The organism is Sphingomonas sp. CV7422, from assembly GCF_027945725.1.
GTDB classification, from domain to species: domain Bacteria; phylum Pseudomonadota; class Alphaproteobacteria; order Sphingomonadales; family Sphingomonadaceae; genus Sphingomonas; species Sphingomonas kyungheensis.
The window spans coordinates 3,082,016-3,107,285 of sequence record NZ_CP115900.1 but is presented as its reverse complement, the minus strand read 5'-3'; the positions used below and the strand labels follow the sequence as shown (position 1 = coordinate 3,107,285).

General features: G+C 68.8%; 22 protein-coding genes and 1 pseudogene. 17 read left to right on the top strand and 6 right to left on the bottom strand.

All coding sequences use genetic code 11. The features are described from left to right. Window positions 1-285: 285 nt before the first annotated feature. Window positions 286-819, bottom strand: a complete 534-nt coding sequence (locus PBN85_RS14700; protein WP_235199725.1) for a GNAT family N-acetyltransferase — start codon at window positions 817-819, stop codon at window positions 286-288. A gap of 113 nt (window positions 820-932) precedes the next feature. Between PBN85_RS14700 and PBN85_RS14695 the strand changes: the two genes are divergently transcribed. Beyond that, window positions 933-1,316 (top strand): dihydroneopterin aldolase, encoded by a 384-nt coding sequence (locus tag PBN85_RS14695; RefSeq protein WP_271299468.1) that lies wholly within the window; start codon window positions 933-935, stop codon window positions 1,314-1,316. 4 nt (window positions 1,317-1,320) lie between these two features. Here PBN85_RS14695 and PBN85_RS14690 read toward each other — a convergent pair whose 3' ends face one another. Then, a complete protein-coding gene (locus PBN85_RS14690; protein WP_271299467.1) occupies window positions 1,321-2,097 on the bottom strand; it encodes a hypothetical protein in 777 nt (258 codons plus the stop codon). 310 nt (window positions 2,098-2,407) lie between these two features. On the opposite strand from PBN85_RS14690, the gene PBN85_RS14685 reads away from it, so the two are divergent. The 6 genes from PBN85_RS14685 to PBN85_RS14660 all read left to right on the top strand — a co-directional run bounded on the left by PBN85_RS14685 (window position 2,408) and on the right by PBN85_RS14660 (window position 7,473). Continuing rightward, complete coding sequence (locus PBN85_RS14685; RefSeq protein ID WP_271299466.1) at window positions 2,408-3,082, top strand: energy transducer TonB; 675 nt, start codon at window positions 2,408-2,410, stop codon at window positions 3,080-3,082. 68 nt (window positions 3,083-3,150) lie between these two features. Next, window positions 3,151-3,945: a MotA/TolQ/ExbB proton channel family protein gene (locus tag PBN85_RS14680; protein WP_037535818.1), complete on the top strand. Its 795-nt coding sequence runs from the start codon at window positions 3,151-3,153 to the stop codon at window positions 3,943-3,945. Between the two features lie 93 nt (window positions 3,946-4,038). Continuing rightward, window positions 4,039-4,515 carry an ExbD/TolR family protein gene (locus PBN85_RS14675; RefSeq protein WP_037535820.1) on the top strand — a complete coding sequence of 159 codons (477 nt, stop codon included), beginning with the start codon at window positions 4,039-4,041 and terminating at the stop codon, window positions 4,513-4,515. Between the two features lie 30 nt (window positions 4,516-4,545). Next, complete coding sequence (locus PBN85_RS14670) at window positions 4,546-4,974, top strand: ExbD/TolR family protein (RefSeq protein WP_037535822.1); 429 nt, start codon at window positions 4,546-4,548, stop codon at window positions 4,972-4,974. 209 nt (window positions 4,975-5,183) lie between these two features. Next, window positions 5,184-7,043, top strand: a complete 1,860-nt coding sequence (locus PBN85_RS14665) for an ABC transporter ATP-binding protein (protein WP_271299465.1) — start codon at window positions 5,184-5,186, stop codon at window positions 7,041-7,043. 85 nt (window positions 7,044-7,128) lie between these two features. Continuing rightward, entirely contained in the window at window positions 7,129-7,473 is a 345-nt protein-coding gene (locus PBN85_RS14660; RefSeq protein ID WP_037535827.1) for a tetratricopeptide repeat protein, read from the top strand. An 89-nt stretch (window positions 7,474-7,562) separates the two neighbouring features. Here PBN85_RS14660 and PBN85_RS14655 read toward each other — a convergent pair whose 3' ends face one another. Both PBN85_RS14655 and dcd read right to left on the bottom strand, forming a co-directional pair. Continuing rightward, window positions 7,563-9,659 carry a TonB-dependent siderophore receptor gene (locus PBN85_RS14655; RefSeq protein ID WP_271299464.1) on the bottom strand — a complete coding sequence of 699 codons (2,097 nt, stop codon included), beginning with the start codon at window positions 9,657-9,659 and terminating at the stop codon, window positions 7,563-7,565. Window positions 9,660-9,864: 205 nt separating this feature from the next. After that, on the bottom strand, window positions 9,865-10,419 hold the full coding sequence (dcd, locus tag PBN85_RS14650; RefSeq protein WP_037533833.1) for a dCTP deaminase: 555 nt from the start codon (window positions 10,417-10,419) through the stop codon (window positions 9,865-9,867). Window positions 10,420-10,506: 87 nt separating this feature from the next. On the opposite strand from dcd, the gene PBN85_RS14645 reads away from it, so the two are divergent. From PBN85_RS14645 to PBN85_RS14615, 7 genes are all read left to right on the top strand, one after another. Next, a complete protein-coding gene (locus PBN85_RS14645; RefSeq protein WP_271299463.1) occupies window positions 10,507-10,656 on the top strand; it encodes a hypothetical protein in 150 nt (49 codons plus the stop codon). Beyond that, window positions 10,656-10,967 (top strand): NUDIX domain-containing protein, encoded by a 312-nt coding sequence (locus tag PBN85_RS14640; RefSeq protein ID WP_271300906.1) that lies wholly within the window; start codon window positions 10,656-10,658, stop codon window positions 10,965-10,967. Before PBN85_RS14645 ends, PBN85_RS14640 begins: the two co-directional genes overlap by 1 nt. Before the next feature lie 57 nt (window positions 10,968-11,024). Next, window positions 11,025-11,324, top strand: a complete 300-nt coding sequence (locus PBN85_RS14635) for a putative quinol monooxygenase (protein ID WP_271299462.1) — start codon at window positions 11,025-11,027, stop codon at window positions 11,322-11,324. 51 nt (window positions 11,325-11,375) lie between these two features. Further along, window positions 11,376-13,022, top strand: coding sequence for an NAD(P)/FAD-dependent oxidoreductase (locus PBN85_RS14630; RefSeq protein ID WP_271299461.1), 1,647 nt, complete (start codon window positions 11,376-11,378; stop codon window positions 13,020-13,022). Window positions 13,023-13,605: 583 nt separating this feature from the next. Continuing rightward, a complete protein-coding gene (locus PBN85_RS14625) occupies window positions 13,606-14,229 on the top strand; it encodes a TetR/AcrR family transcriptional regulator (RefSeq protein ID WP_373276441.1) in 624 nt (207 codons plus the stop codon). Window positions 14,230-14,282: 53 nt separating this feature from the next. Further along, window positions 14,283-15,989 (top strand): sensor histidine kinase, encoded by a 1,707-nt coding sequence (locus tag PBN85_RS14620; protein ID WP_271300905.1) that lies wholly within the window; start codon window positions 14,283-14,285, stop codon window positions 15,987-15,989. After that, window positions 15,986-17,299 carry a sigma-54-dependent transcriptional regulator gene (locus PBN85_RS14615; protein WP_271299460.1) on the top strand — a complete coding sequence of 438 codons (1,314 nt, stop codon included), beginning with the start codon at window positions 15,986-15,988 and terminating at the stop codon, window positions 17,297-17,299. The genes PBN85_RS14620 and PBN85_RS14615 overlap by 4 nt, the downstream gene beginning before the upstream one ends. Here PBN85_RS14615 and PBN85_RS14610 read toward each other — a convergent pair whose 3' ends face one another. Next, on the bottom strand, window positions 17,300-17,908 hold the full coding sequence (locus tag PBN85_RS14610) for a TetR/AcrR family transcriptional regulator (RefSeq protein WP_271299459.1): 609 nt from the start codon (window positions 17,906-17,908) through the stop codon (window positions 17,300-17,302). 145 nt (window positions 17,909-18,053) lie between these two features. Between PBN85_RS14610 and PBN85_RS14605 the strand changes: the two genes are divergently transcribed. From PBN85_RS14605 to PBN85_RS14595, 3 genes are read left to right on the top strand one after another with little or no spacing between them, the layout of a single operon-like run. Next, window positions 18,054-19,238, top strand: coding sequence for an efflux RND transporter periplasmic adaptor subunit (locus PBN85_RS14605; RefSeq protein WP_037533845.1), 1,185 nt, complete (start codon window positions 18,054-18,056; stop codon window positions 19,236-19,238). A gap of 6 nt (window positions 19,239-19,244) precedes the next feature. Then, entirely contained in the window at window positions 19,245-22,472 is a 3,228-nt protein-coding gene (locus PBN85_RS14600; protein WP_271299458.1) for an efflux RND transporter permease subunit, read from the top strand. Between the two features lie 6 nt (window positions 22,473-22,478). Beyond that, complete coding sequence (locus PBN85_RS14595; RefSeq protein WP_271300904.1) at window positions 22,479-24,020, top strand: efflux transporter outer membrane subunit; 1,542 nt, start codon at window positions 22,479-22,481, stop codon at window positions 24,018-24,020. 196 nt (window positions 24,021-24,216) lie between these two features. Here PBN85_RS14595 and PBN85_RS14590 read toward each other — a convergent pair. Continuing rightward, a pseudogene (locus PBN85_RS14590) lies at window positions 24,217-25,176 on the bottom strand (DDE-type integrase/transposase/recombinase); the annotation flags it as partial. Between the last annotated feature and the right edge of the window lie 94 nt (window positions 25,177-25,270).

Below are 25,270 nucleotides of genomic sequence, written 5' to 3'. Positions count from 1 at the left end.
TGCGTCCGCCGCGGTAGCGGCTCTTCATGTCGAGTCGAATCAGGGCGCGGCGCCCGTCCGCAGGCAAGACCCCTTGGCGCCTTTGCGTCTTCGCGTGAACGGCCCACCGGGCGAGCGCCGGTGCAGCTCCGTCGAAAAGGAGGGTTCACGCGGAGGCGCGGAGAGGGGGCATTCTGGCGCAACGCTGCACCGCCTCTCCGGCGTCGGCGGATGACAGGGCCACGCCTGCCCATGCGCGGCATCTCCGCGCCTCCGCGCCTCCGCGCGAACCCTACTACTGCGCCGCTATCGCGGCCCGAGCACCCCCGCCACCGCCGGCACGCCCGTGCCGCGCGAGAGCAGGCGGTGGCGTTCGACCGGGCCGGGCAGGCGCCAGTCGGCGGTGCGGCTGGCGTCGAAGCCGAAGAAGCGGCCGTAATATTCGGGATCGCCGATCAGCATCAGCCGGTCGTCGAGCCCCGCCGCCGCCGCCGCATCGAGCGCGTGCGTCATCAGCAGCCGGCCGATGCCGTCGCGCTGGTGCGCCGGCGCGACCGCGACCGGCCCGATCATCACCAGCGGATGGGCGACGCCGTCGTCACCGTGCAGCGCCACCGGCCAGCATTGGATCGAGCCGATCAGCCCGTCTCCGGCAACGGCGGCGAGGCTGAGCGCGGCGATCGGCTGCCCCGCGCCGCGCACCTTGTACGCGGTGCGGCGATGACGGTCCGGGCCGAAGGCGGCATCGAGCAGCGCCTCGATCGCTGCGCCGGGCACGTCGGCGAGCGGAACGAAGGCGAGCGAGGGCAGGGCAGGCGAAAGGGACGCGGACTCGGTCACGGGGTCCTCGGCAACGGAGAGCGGAAGCGCGCGGCGCATGCGGCGGCGCCGCGCGGAAGGCAAGCTGCAATGCGATTGGCAGTCGGGCGCAGGGCTTGCTAGAGGCGGGCGCCATGCAAGACAGTCTTCAGCTGGAGGTCCACGACCTCGAGGTTCAGGTGCTCACCGGTATCTATTCGGAGGAGACGCACCTACCGCAGCCGCTGCGCATCGACCTCACCGTCGATCTGGTCTGCCCGGCGCATTTCGCCCCCGACACGCCGCTGTCGGCATCGAAGAACTATCTCGACCTCAAGCATGCCGCGACGACGGCGTTGCCGGAAGGGCAGCATTTCACGCTGATCGAGGCGGTCGCCGACCATATCTGCGAAACGCTGTTCCTCGGCGACCGGCGCGTGCGCAAGGTCCGCGTCAAGATCGTCAAGCTGGCGATCGCCGAGGCGGGGGAGTCGATCGGCATCACGCTGGTGCGGCACCGCCCGGCCGACGCGGGCTGATCCGTCAGCGGATCGTCCGCGTCCGGCCGCATGGGCCGAGCTGGCTGAGGATAAAGTGATAATCGTCGCGCGCGATGCCGGCGTCCGCCTCGGCCAGCGAGGCGGTGCTGCGCTCGGGCAGATCGGCGGGCAGCGCACAGGCGAGGCGATACCAGAGCAGCGTGTTGCGCGCCGGCGGCGCCGCCGCCTCGTCGACGATCTCCGACAAGGCGACCGCCCAGCGCGGCTGCTCGCCGGGGCGGCGCAGCACGGTGAGCGATACCGGCGCGCCATTGGCGGTGGTGAGGAACACCTGCGTCTCGCCCTCGCCTGGTAGCGCACCCGGAACGTGGAAGGCATTGCCGATCCCGGTGATCACCGGCGGCGCATCGGTGGCGACCAGAGCGCGGGCGACGGCGCGGACGCGGGCGTCCTCCGCGGGCGTCCAGGAAATTTGCGCGTCGGGTGCGACCAACTGTATCTGATCGGGACGGTTGGCGACCGGACGGCCGAACAGGATTACCCGCGTCTTCTTCAACTTGGCCAATCGGCCCGAAGAATCAGGTGCAATATCCACGAGATAGCCGATTCGCGGCGGCAGTCCGCCGGCGCCGCGGACCAGCGCGCCAATGTCGGCCTCGACATAATATCGTGTGAATCCGGGCGCTACGCCTGCCGCTTCGTCACCTTTCAGGCGGATCGCGGAGCGGATCGTCGCATCGGCGATCACCGGCGCGGCGATCACCAGATCGGTCAGATCGGCATAGCCGATAGCGCTATTAGAGCCGGGCTGATTCGGCATCGCAGTCGCGCTTTGTGGCGGAAAAGCGGCGTAAATCGGCGCGGCGGCGACGGCGGCAACGACGGCCAGAATGGGGCGAAAGCGCATAACCATGCCGAATTCGCTAGCCGAATGCTCCTGAACGATACAGAAATAAAAGTGTCGCTAAACGATTGTACGTTTGTTGCGTCCGACAAAGCGTTTGCGTGGCGAGAAACGGGACGATAGGGTTTGCGCACTGTCACACGCGGCGTAAGCCGGGGCAGGGGCCTACGCGCGCTCTTCCCCCGGGCGCTGCGAGGACCGTGAGATTAGGGAGTGTCGTTGCTGAATGGCCTATGCTGACCAGAAGATGTCCGGTGGCAGGGTGGTCGCGATCGTCATCGTCGTGCTCATCCATGCGGCGCTGGGCTACGCCTTCGTCACCGGGCTCGCGTACCAATACGTGAAGAAGGCCCAAGAAAAACTTAACACGTTCGACGTGGAGGAGCCGCCTCCCCCGCCGCCGGACGAGCCGCCGCCCCCGCCGCCCGATACGCCGATGACGCCGCCGCCGGTGGTGTCGCCGCCGCCGATCGTGCAGAATCCGAACCCGCCGCCCGTGGTGATCCAGACGGTCACGACGCCGCCGCCGGCCGTCAATCTGACGCCGATCGCTGCGCCGCCCGCTCCGCCGGCACCGCCTGCGCCGCCGGCTCCGCCGCGCGTGTCTCAGGCCGCCAAGTCGAAGGGTAACCCGTCGAGCTGGTACAGCACCGACGATTATCCGTCGGGCGCGCTTCGTGAACAGGCTTCGGGACGTGTCGTCGCACGGCTCAGCATCGGGACCGATGGTCGCGTGTCGGGTTGCACGGTCACCTCGTCGAGCGGCAATTCCGATCTCGATCGCGCAACGTGCAGCGTCGCGCAGCGTCGTGGTCGCTACACGCCGGCGAAGGATGAATCGGGCCAGCCGATCGCTGCTAGCGATACCATCTCCATCCGCTGGCAGGTGCCGACGGATTGATGCACCGACGTTCTAATGCATGCCAATCGGCCCCAGCGGCCAGCCAGATAGATTAGAGGGATACCATAATGCTCACCACCATTCTCGCGGCCGGCGGCACCGCGGCCGCCGAAAACCAGTTCGGCCTGCAGGCCGCTCTGAAGGAAGGCGGCCTGATCTCGCAGTCGGTGTTCACGATCCTCGTGATCATGTCGATCGTCTCGTTCTACATCCTGTTCTCGAAGCTGTTCGAGCAGCAGAAGATCATCAACCAGGCGAAGCGCGTCCGTCAGGGCTTCTGGAACTCGGCCAACCTGCGCGAGGGCGCCGCCAAGCTCGAGAAGAACTCGGCGTACAAGCAGCTCGTCGACGACGGCCTGCAGGCGCAGGACCAGCACGCCAAGCTGACCGATCCGGTCGAGGCGCATGACTGGCTGCACGGTTCGCTCGCCCGTTCGGAAGCGGCGATCAACTCGAAGCTGGGCGGCGGTCTCGCCTTCCTCGCGACGGTCGGCGCGACCGCACCGTTCATCGGTCTGTTCGGCACCGTGGTCGGCATCTACCGCGCGCTGATCAAGATCGGCGCGTCGGGCGATCCTTCGATCGACAAGGTCGCCGGCCCGGTCGGTGAGGCGCTGATCATGACCGCGCTCGGTCTGGTCGTCGCGGTTCCCGCGGTGCTCGCGTACAACTGGCTGCAGCGCCGCAACAAGTCGATCGCGGAGGACCTGTCGGCCTTCTCGAACGACGTGCTCGGCTTCCTCGCCTCGAACGGTGCCGTCAAGCCGACGCTCGGCAATGCGCCGGCTGCCAAGGCCCCGGTGAAGCCGGCGGCTGCGACCACCACCGCCGGCCAGGCCGGTGGCGTGCAGAGCCGCCCGTAAGACGATAAGGCTGCGGGGTCGCGCTTTGGCGACCCCGCGACCAGCCGGCGGCGAACGGCCGCCGGCACATGGAATGGATAGGATAGCTCGCACATGGCGATGAGCACAGGCGGAGGAGGTTCCTCCGAGAAACCATTGTCGGACATCAACACCACGCCCCTCGTGGACGTGATGCTGGTGCTTCTGATCATCTTCCTGATCGCCGTTCCGGTGGCGATCCAGACGGTCAAGGGCATCGTCCTGCCCAAGGTCCGTTTCGATCCGACGACGACCAAGCCCGAAAACGTTCTGCTGTCGGTGACGACCAAGCCGGACGGCAGCTGCCTGGTCTATTGGGGCACGTCGCCGATCACCAGCAAGGACCTGCTGACCCGCGCGGTCGACAAGCTCAAGCTCGAGATCGACCGTCAGGGCGGTGCCGGCAATCCGGACCTCGAACTGCCGGAAGTGCATATCCGCGGCGACGTCAACACCCCCTATAAGTGCATCGGCGGCACCGTATACACGATGCAGCAGGCCGGCTTCGCCAAGGTCGGCTTCATCTCGCAGCCGCCGCCCGCGGGCGGCTGATCCGCCCCGCCCGATCCAGGAGTATCTGAAATGGCAATGAGTGGTGGCACGGAAGACGGCGAGCCGATGATGGACATGAACACGACGCCGTTGATCGACGTCATGCTCGTGCTCCTCATCATGTTCATCATCACGCTTCCGATCCCGACCCACGCGGTCAAGGTCGATCTGCCGGTCAACGATCCGCGCAACGTCAAACCGCCGGTCGACCCGCAGAAGAACAAGATCATCATCGACGCGGCCGGCACGGTGTCGTGGAACGGCGTTCCCGTCGACGAGGTGACGCTGCGCACCTATCTCGACGCGGCGGCGGCGATCAATCCCGAGCCGGAGCTGCACTTCCAGCCCGACCCGGCGGCGAAATACGACAAGGTCGACCAGACGCTGGCGGTGATCAAGCGTTCGGCGGTGACCAAATTGGGCTTCATCGGCAACGAACAGTATCGCAACGATTTCTGATCCCGGCTGAAGGCTATGCGTCAGGGGCGGTTCCGCAAGGAGCCGCCCTTTCTCGTGCGCGGTCCCGGCGTGACGGCGCACCGGCGCCGGGCTGATCGCCATCAGCGCGCAGGGGGCGCCGGACGGCAAATCGCGTCTTCCCGACGCATGGCGGTTGCCAGCGATGTTGCTGCGCTGCAACATGCCCGCTCCGCCGGGAGCCCTCTGCCATGTCCTACCGACGCAGTCCGACCCGTTTCCTGCTCCACTACATCCGCGTCCGTCCCTGGACCTTCCTGTCGCTCGGCCTGCTCGTCGTGGCCTCGTCGACCTGTTCGATCGGGGTGCAATATGCGCTGAAGCTGCTGATCGACGCGATGACCGGCTCGGACCGGATCCGCGCCGCCGTCTACACCTTCCTCGCCGCCTTCCTCGCCCTCGTCGTGCTGGAAAGCGCGCTGCAACGCGCCGCGGCGCTGACGCTCGGCCATGCCACGGTCAAATCGGGCGTCGATATCCGCCTCGACATGGTCGACTATCTGACCGGCCACCAGATGCCGTTCTTCCAGAACCAGCGCGCCGGCTCACTCGGCCATCGCGTCTCCGGTCTCGCCGGCATCTTCGGCTCGATCGTCCACCGTCTGCTCCAGGAGGTGACGCCGCCGTTGATCGCCTTCGTCGGGGCGATGATCATCTTCGTCAGCATCGACCCGGCGATGGCCGCGGTGCTCGGCGTGATCTTCGTCGTCGTCACCGTCGTGCTGGTGCTGCTCGGCCTGCGCGGGCACGTCCACCACAAGGCCTTCGCCGAGCGTGCCGGCACCGTCGGCGGCGAGCTGGTCGACCTGATCGGCAACATCTGGGTGGTCAAGGCCTTCGCCGCGCACCAGCGCGAACTCTCGCGCCTGCAGGGCTTCCTCGACGACGAGGCGAGCGCGCAGCGGCGCGGCTGGTTCTTCGTCGAGCGGATGCGCGGGCTGCACGACCTCGCGCTCGCCATCCTCGTCGGCGGCACGCTGATCTGGGCGATCGGCCGCTGGTCGGCGCATGCCATTTCGACCGGCGACGTGGTGGTGATCAGCACGATGACCTTCCGCATCCTGCATGGATCGCGCGACCTGGCGATGGCGCTGATCGATACCAGCCAGCAATTCAGCTATCTGCGCGAGACGCTCGATATCATCGGCGTGCCGCAGACGCTGGGCGATGCGCCGGCGGCGAGCCGGCTGCGCGTCGGCGAGGGGCGGGTCGAGCTGTCGCAGGTCACCTTCGGGTACGACCCGGCGCATCCCGTGCTGCACGACCTGTCGCTGGTCATTCCGGCGGGGCAGAAGGTCGGCGTCGTCGGACCGTCGGGCGCGGGCAAGTCGTCGCTGCTCCAGCTCATCCAGCGCTTCCAAGATCCGCAGGCCGGCCATGTCGCGATCGACGGCCAGGATATCCGCGAGGTGACGCAGGAGAGCCTGCGCGATGCGCTCGCGGTGGTGCCGCAGGAGGTGATGCTGTTCCACCGCACGGTGATGGAGAATATCCGCTTCGCCAAACCCGATGCGAGCGACGAGGAGGTGCATCGCGCCGCGCAGACCGCAGGATGCGACGAGTTCATCCGCCGCCTGCCGCACGGCTATGATTCGATCGTCGGCGAACGCGGCACCAATTTGTCGGGCGGCCAGCGGCAGCGTATCGGCATCGCCCGCGCCTTCCTGAAGAATGCCCGGATCGTCCTGCTCGACGAGGCGACCTCGGCGCTCGATTCGGAATCGGAGCTGGAGGTGCAGAACGGGCTCGACGCGCTGATCGAGAACCGCACCGTCATCGCCGTCGCGCATCGCCTGTCGACGATCGCCGGCTTCGACCGCGTCGTCGTGCTCGCCGACGGGCGGATCGTCGAGGATGGCCCGCCGCAGCAGCTGCTGCGCCAGAAGGGCGGCGCCTTCCGGCAATTGTGGGTGATGCAGGTCGAGGGGCTGGATCGCAGCACCGGCATCTCCGCCGCGGGCGAGCGGCTGCGCCACCTCTCCGACCGGAGCCGCGAGCGGTTGCAGCATCTGATGCGCAGCGCCTGGCAGGGGGTGACCGAACGGACCTGATCGGACCTTGCGTCGTTGTCTTCAAAGTGACACACTAGTGTCATAAAAATGAAACCTGCCATTCGGGCAGGGGGGAGACGATGCAATGCGTAATCTTGTCCTCACGATGGCGGCCGGCACGATGCTGGCGACACCGGTGCTCGCGGCCGACCGGACCGGCTATCAGGCGATCGCCGCGGGCGACTTCGTCACCGCGGCCAAGCGGATCGAGGCGGAGCGGCGGATCTTCCCCGACCGGCCCGAGCTGATGCTCAACCTCGCCGCCGCCTACACCCGGATCGGCCGCAGCGCCGAAGCGCGCGCGCTGTACGATACGGTGCTGGAGCGCCCGGCGGTGGCGATGGACATGCCGAGCGGTGCGGTGGTCTCGTCGCACGACGTCGCGGCGCGCGGTCTCGCGCGACTGCCGATGCGGGTCGCGACGCGATAGCCGAAAAGGCGCGCCCCCGCCCGACGCGTGATCCTGCCCATAGCCGGACCAGGCGTTTCGGCGCGGCGGGCGACGATCGGACGAGCCCCCTAGAGGTCGAGGGAGAGGCTGAGCCGTATCGTCCGCGGCAGCCCTTGCGCGAGCAGGCTCGATCCGGTCGACGCCCAATAGCGTCGGCCGGTGACGTTGTCGGCATAGGCGCGCACGGCCGCGGACCTGCCCGACAGCGTGAAACGATAGCCGGCGCCGAGGTCGATCGTCGTATAGCCCGGCACCTCGGCCTGATTGAGCGCATTGACCGCGCGCCGACCGACCCGGAACAGCCCTGCCGATAGGCTCAGGCCGGGGGCCGAGGCGACCCGGTAGAGGGCGAAGAGGGAGCCGGAACCGGGTGCGACATTCTCGATCCGCTTGCCGGCGACGTCCGGCGAACCTGTCCGCTGACGCGCGGACAGCGCCATCGCACTCGCGGTGATCGACAGATTGGCACCGACCTCGCCCACCGCGCTGAATTCGCCGCCCTGAAAGACCGCCTCGCCGTCCTGCACGAAGAGGTTGCTGCTGTTGAGATAGGCCGAGGGCCGGGCGATGCGGAACCAGGTCCCGGTCAGCAGCAGCCGGGTGAGCGGCGCGATCTTGATCCCGGCTTCCTGCTGCCGGCTGACCGCGGCGGGGAGCATCTCGCCGGCGTTGCGCGCGATCTGCTGCGCGATCGGGCCGGGTTCGAGCCCCTCGATATAATTGGCATAGGCGCTGATCCAGCGGACCGGCTTGACCATCAGGCCATAGGACAGCGTGGTCGGATCGACCTCATAGGCACTGGCGGAGCTGACGTCGGTATAGCGCGTCTTGCGCCACCCGATCGTCGCCTGCAGCCAGTCGCCGACCGACGCGCGGTCGAAGAGGTAGACACCCCGGTCGACGGTCCGCGTCGGATTGGGAACGATGCGGGGCGGGGACGGCTGCGGGGGGATGGGGACCGGGTGGTTCAGGTTTTGCGGCACTGAACGACGGACGGCGATCGGCACGTTGCCGTCGCGGATCTGTACGGCGATGCCGATGAGCAGATCATGGTGGAGGGGACCGGTGCGGATGCCGCCGGACAGGTCGCCGCGATAGACGAGGTTGGTGAAATCGTTGCCGCGCGTCCGCGCGACGGTGACGATCCCATCCCCGGTGAGCGGATCGTAGCGGCCGAACGACGAATAGGCCCGATCGCGTGTCAGATAGGAGCGCCCGATCGCGGCCGCGAGCCGCCAGCGCGGCGCGACATCATAGTTCACCCGCGCCAGCAAATTGGTTTCGCGACCCCGCGCCTGCATCCAGTCGGCGCCGAGGTTGCGGTGCGGTGACGACAGCGGCGGCAGGACGATCCTGTCGTGCACCGCGGCCAGGCCGAATTCGGTCGGCTCGGTGATCGTCTTGGCGATATAGGCGGCGTCGACGAGAATCTGGACCGCGTCCGTCGGCGTCCAGTCGAAGGCGAGCGTCGCGAAGCCGCGCTGGCCCTTGGTCCACCGGACCCCCGTCGCGACGAGGCCGGTGCCGCCGTTGATCCGGATGCCGACCGCGCCGGAGCGCCGGCCGACATCGCCGGTCAGGCCGATCGCGCCATAGGCGTTGCCGCTGACCGTGAAGCGGGTGACGGGCGTCGTGCCCGCGCGCGCGGTGACGAGATTGACGATGCCCGATGGCGTGGCAAATCCGTAATAGAGACCGGCCGCCCCTTTCAGCACCTCGACCCGGTCCATCGCCTCGACCGGCTGTTCGATGACGTTGACCACCGGCAGCACGCCATTCCACCGCACGTTGGTGAAATTGTTGAGCGTGATGCCGCGTATCGCCAGATTGCTGTAGATGCTGGTGTTGATCTGCGCCTGGCTGACGCCGGCGGTGTTGCGGACCGCATCGTTGAGCGACTGCGCCTGCTGGGCGTCGAGCAGGGGGCGGGTCAGCACCGACACGGTCAACGGCGTGTCGATCAACCGTGCGTCGCGGAATGTGCCGGCCTGCACATAATCGGCGCCGAAGCTGTCGCGCCGATCGGCGCTGACGACGATATCGTCACTGGCGCCATCCTCGGCGCGCTGCGCGATCGCTGCCGCCGGAAGCAGGCATCCGCTCGAGACGAGCGACATCGACAGCAGAAACGCCCGCGCCGAGCGGGCCTGCACGACAGCAACCACGATGATCCCCCTGTTCAGGTCATCATCGATGCCAGTGATGCAAATGACTTGCAATAGCTTGCAGGAAAGGGCTGGATCATCAGGAGGTTGGCGCCGGGGTCGGTCGCGCCGCCATGCGCGTGCGGGCCTTTATGCGCGAATCGGCCCCTCGTCACCGCAGGCGCCGGTCCGGACGGACGGGGGGGCGGGTGCCCTCCCGGCGCGCCTACAGCTTCGGCAAGGTCACGCCGCGCTGGCCCATATATTTGCCCGCCCGGTCGGCGTAGCTGATCTCGCACGGCTCGTTGCCTTGCAGGAACAGGAACTGGCAGGCGCCCTCATTGGCGTAGATCTTGGCAGGCAGCGGCGTCGTGTTGGAGAATTCGAGCGTGACGTGCCCCTCCCAGCCGGGCTCGAGCGGCGTCACGTTGACGATGATGCCGCAGCGCGCATAGGTCGACTTGCCGAGGCAGATGACCAGCACGTCGCGCGGCACGCGGAAATATTCCACCGTGCGGGCGAGCGCGAAGCTGTTGGGTGGGATGATGCACACGTCGGTCTTGCGATCGACGAAGCTGTTGGCGGCAAAGTCCTTCGGGTCGACCAGGGCATTGTCGACATTGGTGAAGATCTTGAATTCGTCGGCGACGCGGGCGTCATAGCCATAGGAGGACAGGCCGTAGCTGATGCAGCCCTCGCGGCGCTGGCTCTCGACGAACGGTTCGATCATCCGCTGCTCGCGCGCGGCGTCGCGGATCCAGCGATCGGACAAGACGGACATAGGCTTCCCTTCGATCCGCCTCTTTGCCGGTTCGCCGGCATCGCGCAAGCGTTGGTGGCAGGCGCCGCGACCGGCTATGGCGGGGCGATGCGCCCGCTCATCGATCTCGGCTATCGCCTGCGCCGCCGCATGCTCGCGCTGCTGCGCTGGCGGACGCGCGGGGTCAAGGTGATGGCGTTCGATCCGGCGGGGTGGCTGCTGCTCGTGCGCCACCGTTACGGGCGGTCCGATTGGTGATGCTGCCGGGCGGCGGCATCGGCCGTCGCGAATCCCCCGCCGACGCGGCGGTGCGCGAGCTGGCGGAGGAGACCGGCTGCACGCTCGACGCGCCGACCGCGATCGGCCGGTTCGAGGCGCGGCAGGAGGGGCGGCGCGATACCGTCTTCCTGTTCCGCGGAACGACGCGGGACGCGCCGGCGGCCGATGGCGTCGAACTGGCCGAGGCGCGGCTGTTCGCGCTCGACGATCTGCCGGCGGCGGTGTCGCCGGCGACGGCGCGACGGATCGCCGAATATCGCGGCACCGCGGCGGCCGATGGCCGCTGGTAGGCTTGCCGCGACGTGCCGCCGCTCCCAGTTGGGGGCGACACGATAAGGATTAGCGGCATGGCCATCAAAGTGATCGCATTCGTCTCGGTAAAGCCCGGCGCGGAGGCGGCGTTCGTCGCGGCGGCGCGCGTCTGTGTCGCAGCGTCGCGGGCCGAGCCGGGCACGCTCCATTACGAGCTGTGGCGCGAGACCGAGGGCGCGCGGCGGTTCGTCTTCAACGAACTTTATGCCGATCAGGCGGCGGTCGACGCGCATATGCAATCGGATCATTTCAAGGCGTTCGGCCTCGCCGCGCGCGATCTTGCGACGGCACGGCCAGAGATCATCGTGACCGAGGCGGTCGACGTCGCCGGCTGACCCGGCGCGCGCACGGGTGGCTGGCGGGCGCGAAATCGGCTAAGGCGGGTCATGCTCCGCATCACCGAATTGAAGCTGCCGCTCAACCATCCGGAGGAGGCGCTGGCCGCGGCGATCCGCAACCGGCTGCGCATCACGCCGCGCGACCTCGTCCGCTATACCGTCGCGCGGCGCGCGCACGACGCGCGCGACAAGATGGACATCCACTTCGTCTATTCGATCGACGTGACGGTCAAGAACGAGGCGGCGGTGCTCGCCCGGTTCAAGCGGGACCGCCACGTCAACCCGACGCCGGACACCGGCTATCGCTTCGTCGCCAAGGCCCCGGCGGGCTATGCCGGGCCGCGGCCGGTGGTGGTCGGGGCGGGGCCGTGCGGGCTCTTCGCCGGGCTGATCCTCGCGCAGATGGGCTTCCGGCCGATCATCCTCGATCGCGGCAAGGTGGTGCGCGAGCGGACCAAGGACACCTGGGGCCTGTGGCGGCGCAGCGAACTCAATCCCGAATCGAACGTCCAGTTCGGCGAGGGCGGCGCCGGCACCTTCTCCGACGGCAAATTGTGGAGCCAGATCAAGGACCCGCGCCATCTCGGCCGCAAGGTGCTGAGCGAGTTCGTCAAGGCCGGCGCGCCCGAGGAGATCCTCACCGAGGCGCATCCGCATATCGGCACCTTCCGCCTGGTGACGATGGTCGAGAGCATGCGCGCGACGGTCGAGGCGCTCGGTGGCGAATATCGCTTCGAACGCCGGGTCGACGATATCGAGGTGGCGACCGGGGCGGACGGCAGCCGCCGCCTCGCCGCGCTCCACCTCAGCACCGGCGAGCGGCTGGCGACCGATGGGCCGGTGGTGCTCGCGCTCGGGCATAGCGCGCGGGATACGTTCGCGATGCTGCATGCGCGCGGTGTCTTCCTCGAAGCCAAGCCCTTTTCGATCGGCGTTCGGATCGAACATCCGCAAAGCTGGATCGACGAGGCGCGGTTCGGGCCGTGCGCCGGCCATCCCGATCTCGGCGCGGCGGCGTACAGCCTGTCGCACCACTGCAAGAACGGGCGCACCGTCTACAGCTTCTGCATGTGCCCGGGCGGCACCGTCGTCGCCGCGACCTCGGAGCCGGGGCGCGTCGCGACCAACGGCATGAGCCAATATTCGCGCAACGAGCGCAACGCCAATTCGGGGATCGTCGTCGGCATCGATCCGGCGCGCGACTATCCCGGCGATCCGCTCGCCGGCATCGCGCTGCAACGGCAGCTGGAGACGCGCGCGTTCGAGGCGGGCGGCGGCGCCTATCGCGCGCCGGCGCAGCGGCTCGGCGACTTCCTCGCCGGCCGGCCGTCGACGCGGCTCGGCAGCGTCATCCCCTCCTATCGCCCCGGCGTGACGATGACCGATCTCGCCGAGGTGCTGCCCGACTTCGCGGTCGCCGCGATGCGCGAGGCGCTGGTCGCCTTCGGCCAGCAGATCCCCGGCTACGACCATCCCGATGCGGTGATGACCGGGGTCGAGACGCGCACCTCGTCGCCGCTGCGCATCACCCGCGGGGACGATTTCCAGAGCGTCAACACCGCCGGCCTGTTCCCGGCGGGCGAGGGGGCAGGCTATGCCGGCGGCATCCTCTCCGCCGCGGTGGACGGCATCAAGATCGCCGAGGCGGTGGCGCGCGAGCTGGTCGGCCGGCCGGTGCTGGCGGATGCGGCCTGAGGGGGCGGGGGCTCGCTAGGAAAGAAGGTGTATTCGCGCGCAGGCGCGGAGCTTCGCGTAGCTGCCGCCGGCACCTGACACAGTTGAGCAAGCCGTCCTCGTTCAAGACTTCCGCAAAAGGCGCTACGCGTGCCGCACACACCAGTATTCCCGCGCAGGCGAGACCTCTGCTAAAGTTTCGAAACCGCCCCGGCGAAGGCCGCGGCCCAGTTTGGAGGCCTTTGTAACTAATTGCAAAGCTTCACCAAACTGGACCCCGGCCTGCGCCGGGGTGGTACGTGAGCAGGTCGGGTTGCTACTTTCGCAGAGGTCTCGCGCAGGCGGGAATCCAGTGCCGAGCAGAACAGTGGCCGGAGACAAGAAACTGGGCTCCCGCTTTCGCGGGAGCACTGGCTACTCTTGGGTGCGTCGGCGCGGTCTGGCGGCGACGTTCGTATCTGCGCACCGGCGGTTGAGCGGAGGCGGCATCTTCGCTCCCGCCGACCCTTGCCTTGGCCTGTCCCCCGCCCGGCCGAGAAAGGTTGCAGTCCGCAACGCCTTGTATGGGACGCCCGCGAGTTCTATACTGAGCGATATGGAAAGCATGACCCTGTCGCATGACGACGCGCCGGTGCCCGCCAAGGGCCGCCCGCGCGAGTTCTGCACCGACACTGCGCTCGCCGCGGCGCTGCGCGTGTTCTGGAGCAAGGGCTATGAGGGCGCGTCGCTCGCCGATCTGACCGAGGCGATGGGGATCACCCGCCCGAGCCTCTACGCCGCCTTCGGCAACAAGGAAGCCTTGTTCAACAAGGCGCTCGATCTCTACGAGGCGGAGAAGCTTGCCTATGTCCGGCAGGCGCTCGACCAGCCGACCGCGCGCGGCGTCGCCGAGACGATCCTGCGCGGTGCGCTCGCCCTGCAGACCGGGCAGAGCGGCGATCCCAAGGGCTGTCTCGGCGTGATCAGCGCGATGCCGTGCGGCGCGGAGGCCGATTCGATCAAGGCGCATGTCAGTGCGCGCCGTGCCTCGTCGCATGCGGCGCTGATCGAGCGGTTCGATCGTGCCAAGGCGGAGGGCGACCTGCCGCCGCATGTCGACGCCACCGGGCTGACCTGCTGCCTCTACGCGCTGTTGCAGGGCATGGCGGTGCAGGCCGGATCGGGCGCGAGCCGCACCGATCTCGAGCGGCTGGTTGATACCAGCCTGACGATCTGGCCCAGCCGCTAGGCCGGCTGCGGCGGCTGGCGTGGCTGCCGCTGCTCGCCGGGCTGATCGCGGTGATGATCCTCGCCGGCACGCGCTGGGCGGAGACGACCGCGCGGACGGCGGCGGATCGCGAGGCGCTGACGCTGGCGCGCACCCATGCCGGCCTGCTGACCAGCGAGTTGCAGAAATTCCGGCTGCTGCCGCTGGTGCTCGCCGAATATCCCGACGTGCCGGTCGCGCTCGCCGGCGATGCCGCGGCACTGCGGCGGCTCGACGCGACGCTCGAACTGCTCGCGACCCGCACCGATGCCGCCGCGCTCTATGCGATCGATGCGCGCGGCCGTGCGGTGGCGGCGAGCAACTGGCGCAGCGAGGCGAGCTTCGTCGGCCAGGATTATACCTTCCGCCGCTATTTCACCGAGGCGATGGCGCGCGGCACGTCGGAGCTGTTCGCGCTCGGTACGGTGAGCGGGCGGCCCGGCCTGTATCTCGCACGGCGGATCGATCGCGGCGGGCGGGCGCTGGGGGTAATTGTCGTCAAGGTCGAGTTCGACCGGCTCGAGCGCGAATGGGCGCAGTCGCCCGGCGCGACGATCCTGACCGATCCGCGCGGCCTGATCCTCGTCACCAGCGTGCCGGCGTGGCGCTTCCATCCGATCCGACCGCTCGACGCGGCGCGCCGCGCCCGGCTGATCCGCTCGCGCCAGTTCGGCGCGGCGCCGCCGTTCACCCCCGCCTTCGCGATCGACGGGCGCGACGTCCGCGCGATCCGCGACGCGCGGCCGCTCCGCTACCGCAGCGCCAGCGTCGCCGCGCCGCTCGATGGCGGGACGGTGTCGCATCTGACCCCGCTGCGTCCGGCGCTTGCGGGCGCGCGGACGCAGGCGGCGCTTGGCGGGCTGGTGCTGCTGCTCGTCGTCGCTGTCGCGGGCGGGATCGCGTGGCGCGGCGCCGACCGCCGCCGGTCGCAGACCCAGGCGCGCGAATCGCTCGAACGCGCGGTGGTGCAGCGCACGCGCGAGCTGCGCGAGGCGAATGCCCGGCTGATTGTCGAATCGCAGGAGCGCGCCGAGGCGGACCGCCGCTTCCGCGCCGCACGCGAGGAGCTGGCGCAGGCCAACCGGTTGGGCTCGCTCGGCCAGATCACCGCCGGCGTCGCGCATGAGATCAACCAGCCGCTCGCCGCGATCCGGACCTTCGCGGAGAATGGCGCGACCCTGCTCGACCGGGGCGCGGCCGATGCGGCGCGCGACACGCTCGGCCGGATCGTCGCGCTGACCGACCGGATCGCGACGATCACCGGCGAGCTGCGCGCCTTCGCCCGCCGCCGCACGCCGTCGCGCGGCGCGCCGACACTGGGCGCGGCGATCGAGGGGACGCTGTTGCTGATCGGCGAGCGCGCGCGCGGCATCGTCGTCGACACCGTCGCCGCAGAGCTGCGCGACGCGCGCGTCGTCGGCGATCGCATCCGGCTCGAACAGATTCTCGTCAATGTCATCGGCAATGCGCTCGATGCGGTCGCCGGATGCGACCAGCCCGAGGTGCGGATCGCGGCCAGCGCGACCGCGGAGACGCTGACGGTGCGCATCGCCGACACCGGCCCCGGTATCGATCCCGCCATCGCCGACACGGTGTTCGAACCCTTCGCCTCCGCCAAGCCGGAGGGACTCGGCCTGGGGCTGGCGATCGCGCGCGACATCGCGCGCGAATTCGGTGGCGAGCTGACCGTCGCACCGGACGGGCCGGGCGCGACCTTCCTGCTGACGTTGCGGCGCGCATGAGCGGGCAGGTGATGTTCATCGAGGACGACGAGGCGCTGCGCTTCGCGACCGTGCAGGCGCTGGAGCTGGCCGGGCTGAGCGTCCGCGCCTTCGCCGGGGCGGAGGCGGCGCTCGCCGCGCTGCCCGCCGATTTCGACGGCGTCATCGTCTCCGATATCCGCATGCCGCGCATCGACGGGCTGCAATTGCTTGCCCGGCTGCGCGCGATCGACGCCGATCTGCCGGTGATCCTCGTCACCGGTCATGGCGATGTGCCGATGGCGGTGGCGGCGTTGCGCGACGGCGCGTTCGACTTCCTCACCAAGCCGTTCGCCACCGACCACCTCGTCGCGACGATCGGCCGGGCGCTGGAGCGGCGCGCGCTGGTGATCGAGAACCGGCGGCTGCGCGCCGCGCTCGATGCCGGCGACGACCATCCGCTGATCGGCGACAGCGCCGCGATCGTCCGGCTGCGCGCGACGATCGCGCGGCTCGCCGCCGCCGATCTCGACGTGCTGGTCGAGGGCGAGACCGGCACCGGCAAGGAACTGGCCGCGGTGCTGCTCCACCGGCTTGGCCCCCGGCGCGGCCGGCCGTTCGTCGCGGTCGATTGCAGCGCCTTGGGTGAGGAAGGGGCGGCCGATCTGTTCGGCCATGCCGCCGACAGCGTCGCGCACACCCGGCTGTCGCGCACCGGCGCGATCGCGGCGTCGAGCGGCGGCACCCTGCTGCTCGACGCGGTCGACGCGCTGTCGCCGGCGATCCAGGCAGCGCTGACCCGCGTCATCGAGGAGCGCGAGGTGCAGCCGATCGGCGCGGAGCGGGCGGAGGCGGTGCAATTGCGCGTCGTCGCGACCAGCCGCGACGACCTCGCGCAGGCGGTCGCGGCGGGGCAGTTCCGGGCCGACCTCTACCATCGGCTGGCGATGACGCGGATCGCGTTGCCGCCGCTGCGCGAGCGCGAACATGACCGGCTGCTGCTGTTCGTCGCCTTCGTCGATCAGGCGCGCGAGGCGCTGGCGCGACCCGATTATGCGATCGGCGAGGCGGAGCGGCAGCATGTCCTGTCGCACGGCTGGCCGGGCAACGTCCGCGAATTGCGCAACTATGCCTATGCCTGCGTGCTCGCCGCGGAGGATCGGCCGGACAGCGCCCCGCAGGACCTGCCGAGCCAGGTCGCCGAATTCGAGACGCGCGTCATCGTCGATGCGTTGCGCGCGAGCGGCGGCAATGTCGTGAGGGCCGTCGAACTGCTCGGCGTGCCGCGCAAGACGCTCTACTATAAGCTGGCGCGCTACGGCATCGATCCCGATGCCTTCCGCCGGGCGTGATCAGCCGTCCTGCTTGTCGACCACGGCGGCGCGACGCAGCGCATCGACGTCGCGGTCGATCGTCGCGACCAGCGCCTCGACCAGCGCCGAATCATCCTCGTCGGGGCGCACCATGCTGTGGTGCAGCATGCCCAGCGACATGATCAGGATGACATCGGCAAGCGCCGACCGCCGGTCCGCCAGCGCGTCTCCGGGGGCGAGCATCTCGAGCGCGGCGAGCATCAGCGCGCGGACGTCCTGATGCGTCGCGTTGAAGATCGAGGCGATGCGGCTGTTGCGCGCCGCCTCGGCCAGAATCTCGGCGAACAGGCGCGGGTCGCCGTCGCTCTCGTCGTCGTCCCGGCCGGGGGTGACGAGCTGGTGGAGCCAGTCGCGGACGTGGCCGACGTCCTTGGCCTGGATCGCCCGGCGTAGCGACTCGGCGGACAGGAAGGACCGGCAGTCCGAATTGACGATCGCCGCGACGATATCCTCCTTGGCGGAGAAATCGCGATACAGCTGACCGACCGCGACGCCCGATTCGCGCGCGATCTGGGCGATGCCGGTGGCATGAAAACCGTTTTCGATGAACAATCTACGTGCCGCCTCGATGACCTTGAAACGGCGCATTTCCGCATTGTTTCGTGGTGCACCGCAACAAATTCTCGAGCCGTCCATTCCATTCCTCGTCGGCGAGCCTTGACGCCAGTTCCTGACTGCGAGTAGCAGAGCGTGAGTGATCGATCACTCACATTCTTATCAGCGGACATTTTGCATGGCGAATAGGCGACACGGGGTGGCGGTGCTAGCGTTGGCGCTGTCACTGGCGGCGTGCGGCAGCAAGCAGCAGCAGCAACAGCAGGCGCCGCAGGGCCCGCCGCAGGTCGAATATCTGACCGTACGTGAACAGTCGGTGACGCTGACGACCGAATTGCCGGGTCGCACCACCGCCTATGAAACATCGGACGTACGGCCGCAGGTCAACGGCCTGATCCGCGCGCGGCTGTTCACGGAGGGCGACATGGTCCGCGCCGGCCAGCCGCTCTACAGCATCGATCCCGCGCCCTATCAGGCGGCGGTGGCGAGCGCGCGCGCGGCGCTGTCGCGCGCCCGCGCCAATATCGCCTCCACCGCCGCGCTCGCGCGCCGCTATGGCGAATTGGTCAAGATCAACGCGATCGCCCGCCAGGAATATGAGAATGCGCAGACCAGCGCGGCGCAGGCGCAGGCCGACGTCGCCGCACAGCAGGCGGCGCTGCGCACCGCGCAGATCGACCTGTCGCGCACCACGGTTCGGGCGCCGATCGCCGGGCGGATCGGCCGTTCGCTGGTCACCACCGGCGCGCTCGCGTCGGCATCGCAGACGCAGCCGCTGGCGACGATCCAGCGGCTCGACCCGATGTACGTCGACATCCAGCAGTCGAGCGCCGGGCTTCTGAAGCTGCGCCAGCAAATCCTCAGCGGCCAGGTTGCGCGCGACGGCAATGCCCGCGTCCGGCTGACGCTGGAGGACGGCAGCGCCTATGGCCCGCAGGGCAGCCTGCGCTTCGCCGACGTCACCGTCGATCCGACCACCGGATCGCAGACGATCCGCGCGCTCTTCCCCAATCCCAACGGCCTGCTGCTGCCCGGCATGTTCGTCCGCGCCTCACTGGTCGAGGGCACGCAGGCAAAGGCGCTGCTGGTGCCGCAGCGCGCGGTCAGCCGCGACGAAAAGGGCCAGGCGACGACGATGGTGATCGGCGCGGACGGCAAGATCCAGGTCCGCACGCTGCAGACCAGCCGCACGATCGGTGAGGACTGGCTCGTCACCGGCGGCATCAAGCCGGGCGAGAAGGTGATCGTCGCGGGTGCGATGATGCTGCGCCCCGGCATGCCCGTCCAGGGCAAGCCCTGGGACCCCAACGCCAAGCCCGCCGCCCCCCAGGGCGCCGGTGCGCCCGCAGCTCAGGCAAAGTAACCCCTCATGGCCCGCTATTTCATCGACCGGCCGATCTTCGCCTGGGTGATCGCGATCATCCTGATGCTCGCCGGCGTCATCGCGATCCGCTCGCTGCCGATCGCCCAGTTCCCGGCGATCGCGCCGCCGGCGGTGTCGATCACCGCCACCTATCCGGGCGCGGATGCGACGACGCTCGAAAACACGACGACGCAGATCATCGAGCAGCAGATGAAGGGGATCGACAACCTTCGCTACTTCTCGTCCTCCTCGTCGTCGGCGGGCACCGTCACGGTGACGCTGACCTTCGAACAGGGCGCCGATCCCGATATCGCGCAGGTGCAGGTCCAGAACAAATTGCAGGCGGCGACGCCGCTGTTGCCGCAGGAGGTGCAGCGTCAGGGGCTGATCGTCGCCAAGGCGACGCAGAACTTCCTGATGTTCGTCGGCCTCTATTCGTCGGACGGCAGCCATAGCGACGTCGATCTCGCCGACTATGTCGCGTCCAAGTTGCAGGACCCGCTCGCCCGCGTGAACGGCGTCGGCGATACGCAGATCTTCGGGTCGCAATATGCGATGCGGATCTGGGTCGATCCGATCAAGCTCAACAATTACGCGCTGACGATGGCCGACGTCACCTCGGCGATCACCGCGCAGAATGCGCAGGTCTCCGCCGGGCAGCTCGGCGCGCAGCCCGCGCCGAAGGAGCAGATGCTCAACGCGACCGTCTCGGTCGAATCGCGACTGACCTCGCCCGAACAATTTGCGGCGATCCGGTTGAAGAGCAACACCGACGGTTCGGTCGTCCGCCTCAGCGACGTCGCGCGCGTCGGCATCGGCGCGGAAAACTACGCCTTCTCGGCGCAGTGGAACGGCAAGCCCGCCTCGGGCATCGGCATCAAGCTGGCGCCGGGCGCCAATGCGCTCGACACGGTCAAGGCGGTGAAGGAGCGCGTCAACGCGATCGCCAAGCAGTTCCCGCCCGACGTCAAGGTCATCTACCCCTATGACACGTCGCCGTTCGTGCGCCTGTCGGTGGAGCAGGTGGTCCATACGCTGATCGAGGCGGTGATCCTCGTCTTCCTGGTGATGTTCCTGTTCCTGCAGAACTTCCGTGCGACGCTGATCCCGACGATCGCGGTGCCGGTGGTGCTGCTCGGCACCTTCGCGATCCTCGCCGCGGCGGGCTTCTCGATCAACACGCTGACCTTGTTCGGCATGGTGCTGGCGATCGGCCTGCTGGTCGACGACGCGATCGTCGTCGTCGAGAACGTCGAGCGACTCATCCAGACCGAGGGGCTGAGCCCCAAGGAAGCGGCGCGCAAGTCGATGGACGAGATCACCGGCGCGCTGATCGGCATCGCGCTGGTGCTGTCGGCGGTGTTCCTGCCGATGGCCTTCTTCGGCGGGTCAACCGGCGTCATCTATCGCCAGTTCTCGATCACCATCGTCTCGGCGATGGTCCTGTCGGTCAGCGTCGCGCTGATCCTCACCCCGGCGCTGTGCGCGACGATCCTCAAGCCGCACGATCCCGGCAAGGCGGAAGGCAACGGCCCGCTCGCGCGCTTCTTCCGCTGGTTCAACGAAAAGTTCGATCGCGGCCAGGATCGCTATGCCAGGGGCGTGCGCTCGACCGCGCGCAACTGGAAGCGCTCGCTTGTCGTCTATGCGCTGATCGTGATGGGCATGGCGGTGCTGTTCGTGCGCCTGCCCACCGGCTTCCTGCCGGAAGAGGATCAGGGCATCATGATCGCGCTGGTCCAGGGCCCGCCGGGCGCGACCACCGCACGCACCCAGAAGGGCCTCGACACGATCCGCGACCATTTCCTCCAGACCGAGGGGAAGAACGTCCAGGGCGTGTACACGATCAACGGCTTCAGCTTTGCGGGGCAGGGCCAGAACAGCGGCATCGCCTTCATCCCGTTGCAGGAATGGTCGCATCGCAAGGGCGCCGAGAACAAGGCGCAGGCGCTGGTCGGCCGGGCGATGGGCGCATTCTCGCAGTTCAAGGACGGCATGATCTTCGCGGTCATCCCGCCCGCGGTGCAGGAATTGGGCAATGCCAGCGGCTTCGACCTGCAATTGGTCGACGAGGCCGGCATCGGCCACGAAAAGCTGCTCGCGGCGCGCAACATGCTGCTGGGCATGGCGTCGCAGGACAAGTCGCTCATCGGCGTGCGTCCCAACGCGCTCGACGATGCGCCGCAGCTCAAGATCGACGTCGATCAGGACAAGGCGAAGGCGCTCGGGCTGGACCTCACCACGATCAACAACACGATCGCGACCGCCTGGGGCAGTGCCTACGTCAACGACTTCATCGACCGCGGCCGCGTCAAGCGCGTCTACATTCAGGCGGATGAAGACTATCGGTTGAAGCCCGAGGACGTCGCCAACTTCTACGTGCGCAGCGACACCGGCACGATGGCGCCCTTCTCGGCCTTTTCGACGGTCCGCTGGTCGCAGGCGCCGGCGCAGCTCACCCGCTACAATGGTCTGCCGTCGATGGAGATCCTCGGCCAGCCGGCACCGGGCGTGTCGTCGGGCGCGGCGATGAAGGCGATCGAGGCGATGCACGCCAAGCTGCCGCCGGGGACGCGGCTCGACTGGACGGGTCTGTCCTACGAGGAACGCCTGTCGGGCGGACAGGCGCCGGCGCTCTACGGCCTGTCGCTGCTGATCGTCTTCCTCTGCCTCGCCGCGCTGTACGAAAGCTGGTCGGTGCCGATCTCGGTGCTGCTGGTCGTGCCGCTCGGCATCATCGGCGCGCTGCTCGCGGCGACGCTGACCGGGCTCAACAGCGACATCTACCTCCAGGTCGGGCTGATCACGACGATCGGCGTGTCGGCGAAGAACGCGATCCTGATCGTCGAATTCGCCGAGGAACGGATCAACGAGGGGATGCGGCCGTTCGACGCCGCGGTCGAGGCGGCGAAGCTGCGGTTGCGGCCGATCCTGATGACGTCGCTGGCGTTCATCTTCGGCGTGCTGCCGCTCGCGGTCTCGACCGGCGCCGGTGCCGGCGGGCAGAATGCGATCGGCCGCGCGGTCGTCGGCGGCATGCTGTCGGCGACGGTGCTCGCGATCTTCTTCGTGCCGATGTTCTTCGTCGTCGTGCTGCGGCTGTTCGGCCATGGCGAGGACGGCAAGCGCGGCGCGCAGGACGACGGGCATGACCGCCACGACGATCATCCGCAGGATGATCGCCCGCATGATGATGGCGCACGCGGCGATACGCCCGCGCCGCAGGGAGCCTGAGTGGTGATGACGAGCAAGATCCTCCTCGGCCTGCTGGGCGCGACCGCGCTCGCCGGCTGCAACCTCGCGCCGCATTATGTGCGGCCGGTGGGCGAAGTGCCGGCGGCGCTGCCGCAGGGCGGTGTCTATCCGGCCGCGGCGACCGATGCGCCCGACGTCACCAAGATCGGCTGGCGCGACTTCTTCACCGACGAACGGTTGCGCCGGACGATCGCGCTGGGCCTCGACAACAATCGCGACCTGCGCGTCGCCGCCGCCAACGTGCTGCAGGCGCGCGCGCAATATCGCATCCAGCGCGCCGATCTGGTGCCCTCGACCAGCCTGTCGGCTTCCGGCACCTACACCAACAACATCCAGGGCGCGGCGAGCACGCTCGGCGGCGCCGCCAGCGGCAGTAGCGGGACGGGGACGGGGACGGGCACCGGGACCGGCGCCGGGTCGAGCGCGGGCAGCGGCACCAGCGGCAGCGTCGGGACGAGTTCGTCCAACTTCGAATTCTACTCGGTCAATGCGGGCTTCTCGGCGTTCGAACTCGATCTGTTCGGCCGGGTGCGCAACCTCAACCGCGCCGCGCTCGAACAATATTTCGCCACCGAAGAGGCGCAGCGCTCGACGCGGATCAGTCTGATCGCCGAGATCGCCACCGCCTGGCTGACCTTGGCGTCGGATCAGGACCAGCTGGCGATCTCGCAACGCTCGCTCACCTCGTTCGAACAGTCGCTCGAACTGACCCGCGCGCAATTCCGCATCGGCGTCGCCTCCGAGCTCGAGGCGCGGCAGGCGGAGACGACCTATCAGGGCGCGCGCAACGACATCGCGGTGCTCAAGACGCGGGTGGCGCAGGACAAGAACGCGCTCGACCTGCTCGTCGGTACGCCGGTGACCACCGAGCTGTTGCCGCAGGGGCTCGGCAGCGGCGACGCCGCCTTGCAGGTGCTGCCCGCCGGGATCCGCTCCGACGTGCTGCTGCGTCGTCCCGACGTCTTGCAGGCGGAGCATCAGCTGATCGCGCAGAACGCCAATATCGGTGCGGCGCGGGCGGCGCTGTTCCCACGCATCTCGCTGACCGCGACGCTGGGCACGATCAGCACCGCGCTGAGCGGCCTGTTCGCGGGCGGCAGCTTCACCTACACCGGTGCGCCGTCGGTTTCGCTGCCGCTGTTCGACGGCGGCCGGCTGCGCGGCAACGTCGACCTCGCCCGCGCGCAGCAGCAGGCGGCGGTGTCGACCTATGAGAAGACGGTGCAGACCGCCTTCCGCGAGGTCGCCGATGCGCTCGCCCAGCGCGGCACGATCGACGAGCAGCTCGCGGCGCAATCCGCGCGTGTCGAGGCGGCGAATGTCGCGCTGCGCATCTCCGACGCGCGCTATCGCGCCGGGGTCGAATCGTTCCTGACGACGCTCGATTCGCAGCGCACCGCTTATGCGGCGCAGCAGCAGCTGGTGACGACGCGGCTCAACCGGGGGAGCAATATCGTCGAACTGTACCGGTCGCTGGGCGGCGGGCTCGACGTCGACGATCCGGCCAAGCCGGTCGCGGCGCGATAGGGGCGTTCGGCGGCATCCTGGTGTCGCTGCGGCGAGGGGCGGCTTCGGCCGGCGCGGGACGGTTGCGCTGGCCGCAGCGTGCCGGCGCGGCGCGAGCAAGTCGGCAGGGCTGATGGGGGCCTTTGGGGTCTATCCCGCTTTCCTTTTCTCTCGCGCCCTTTGCGAGAGTCGCCCGCATAGCTTCAAGCACCAGTGTTCCCGCGCAGGTGTACTGTTTCGTGAGGTTGGCAAGCTGTTCAGCAGGAGCGGTGTAGCCGAGGCATTGCAGTCGCGTTCGGTTGTAGCGCGCGACGACGTCGTAGAGGAAGGCGTTGCGCTCGTCGTGCGAGGTGAAGCGGTTGCGGCCGGCATTCGCGCCGGTGGCGGCACGGCTGGCGAGGGCCTCGCCGATGCGGCGGTTGAAGCGCTCGACCATGCCGTTGGTCTGCGGGTGGTAGGGCCTGGTGAGCTTGTGGATGATGCCGTGCGCGGCGCAGACCCGGTCGAAGGCGTGGCGGCCGGTGCCGGTCTGGCGGCTGGTGTAGAAGGCGCCGCCGAAGCGATCGGTGAACTCGGACCCATTGTCGGTGAGTATGGTGTGCACCGGCTGGCCGAAGGCGGCGAGGAAGCGGGTCAACGCGGCAGCGACGGTGGCGGCGCTGCGATCGGCGAGGATGTCGATATGCGCAAAGCGCGTCGCCCGCTCGATCGCGACGAACACGTAAGCGGGTCGCTTCTCCAGCCGGGTCAAGTGCTTGAGGTCGACATGGACATAGCCGAACGGCGCCGGCTCGAAGCGCGCGGCCGCGCGCGCCTGCGCCGTGTCGGGCGGGGGCGGCGCGGCGATGCCCCGCCGTCGCCACAGCCGGTAGAGCGCCGAACGCGAGATGTCGGGCCGCACGCAGCGGTGCAGCACCGCCAGCGCATCGTCGAGCGAGAGGTCGAGCCGGCAGCGCAACTCGACGGCGACCTCCTCCTCCTCGGCCGACAGGCTGGTGGCGAGCCGGTGCGGCCGCGAGCTGCGGTCGGCACCATCGCTGCGGTTGCGCCAGCGCCGGATGGTGGTCTCGCTCACCCCCAGCTCCCGGGCGAGCGCCGCCACGCTGAGCGGACTGGTGCGGATATACGCCCGCTGCCGCGGGGTGGTCACCGCATTGCGGTGCAGGGCGATCAGCATCCTCGACTCCTCAGCCAGACGATGCCCCGTTCTACACCTCCCCGGTCCAACCAGTCTCCCGAAACTGTACACCTGCGCGGGAGTACTGCGCTGC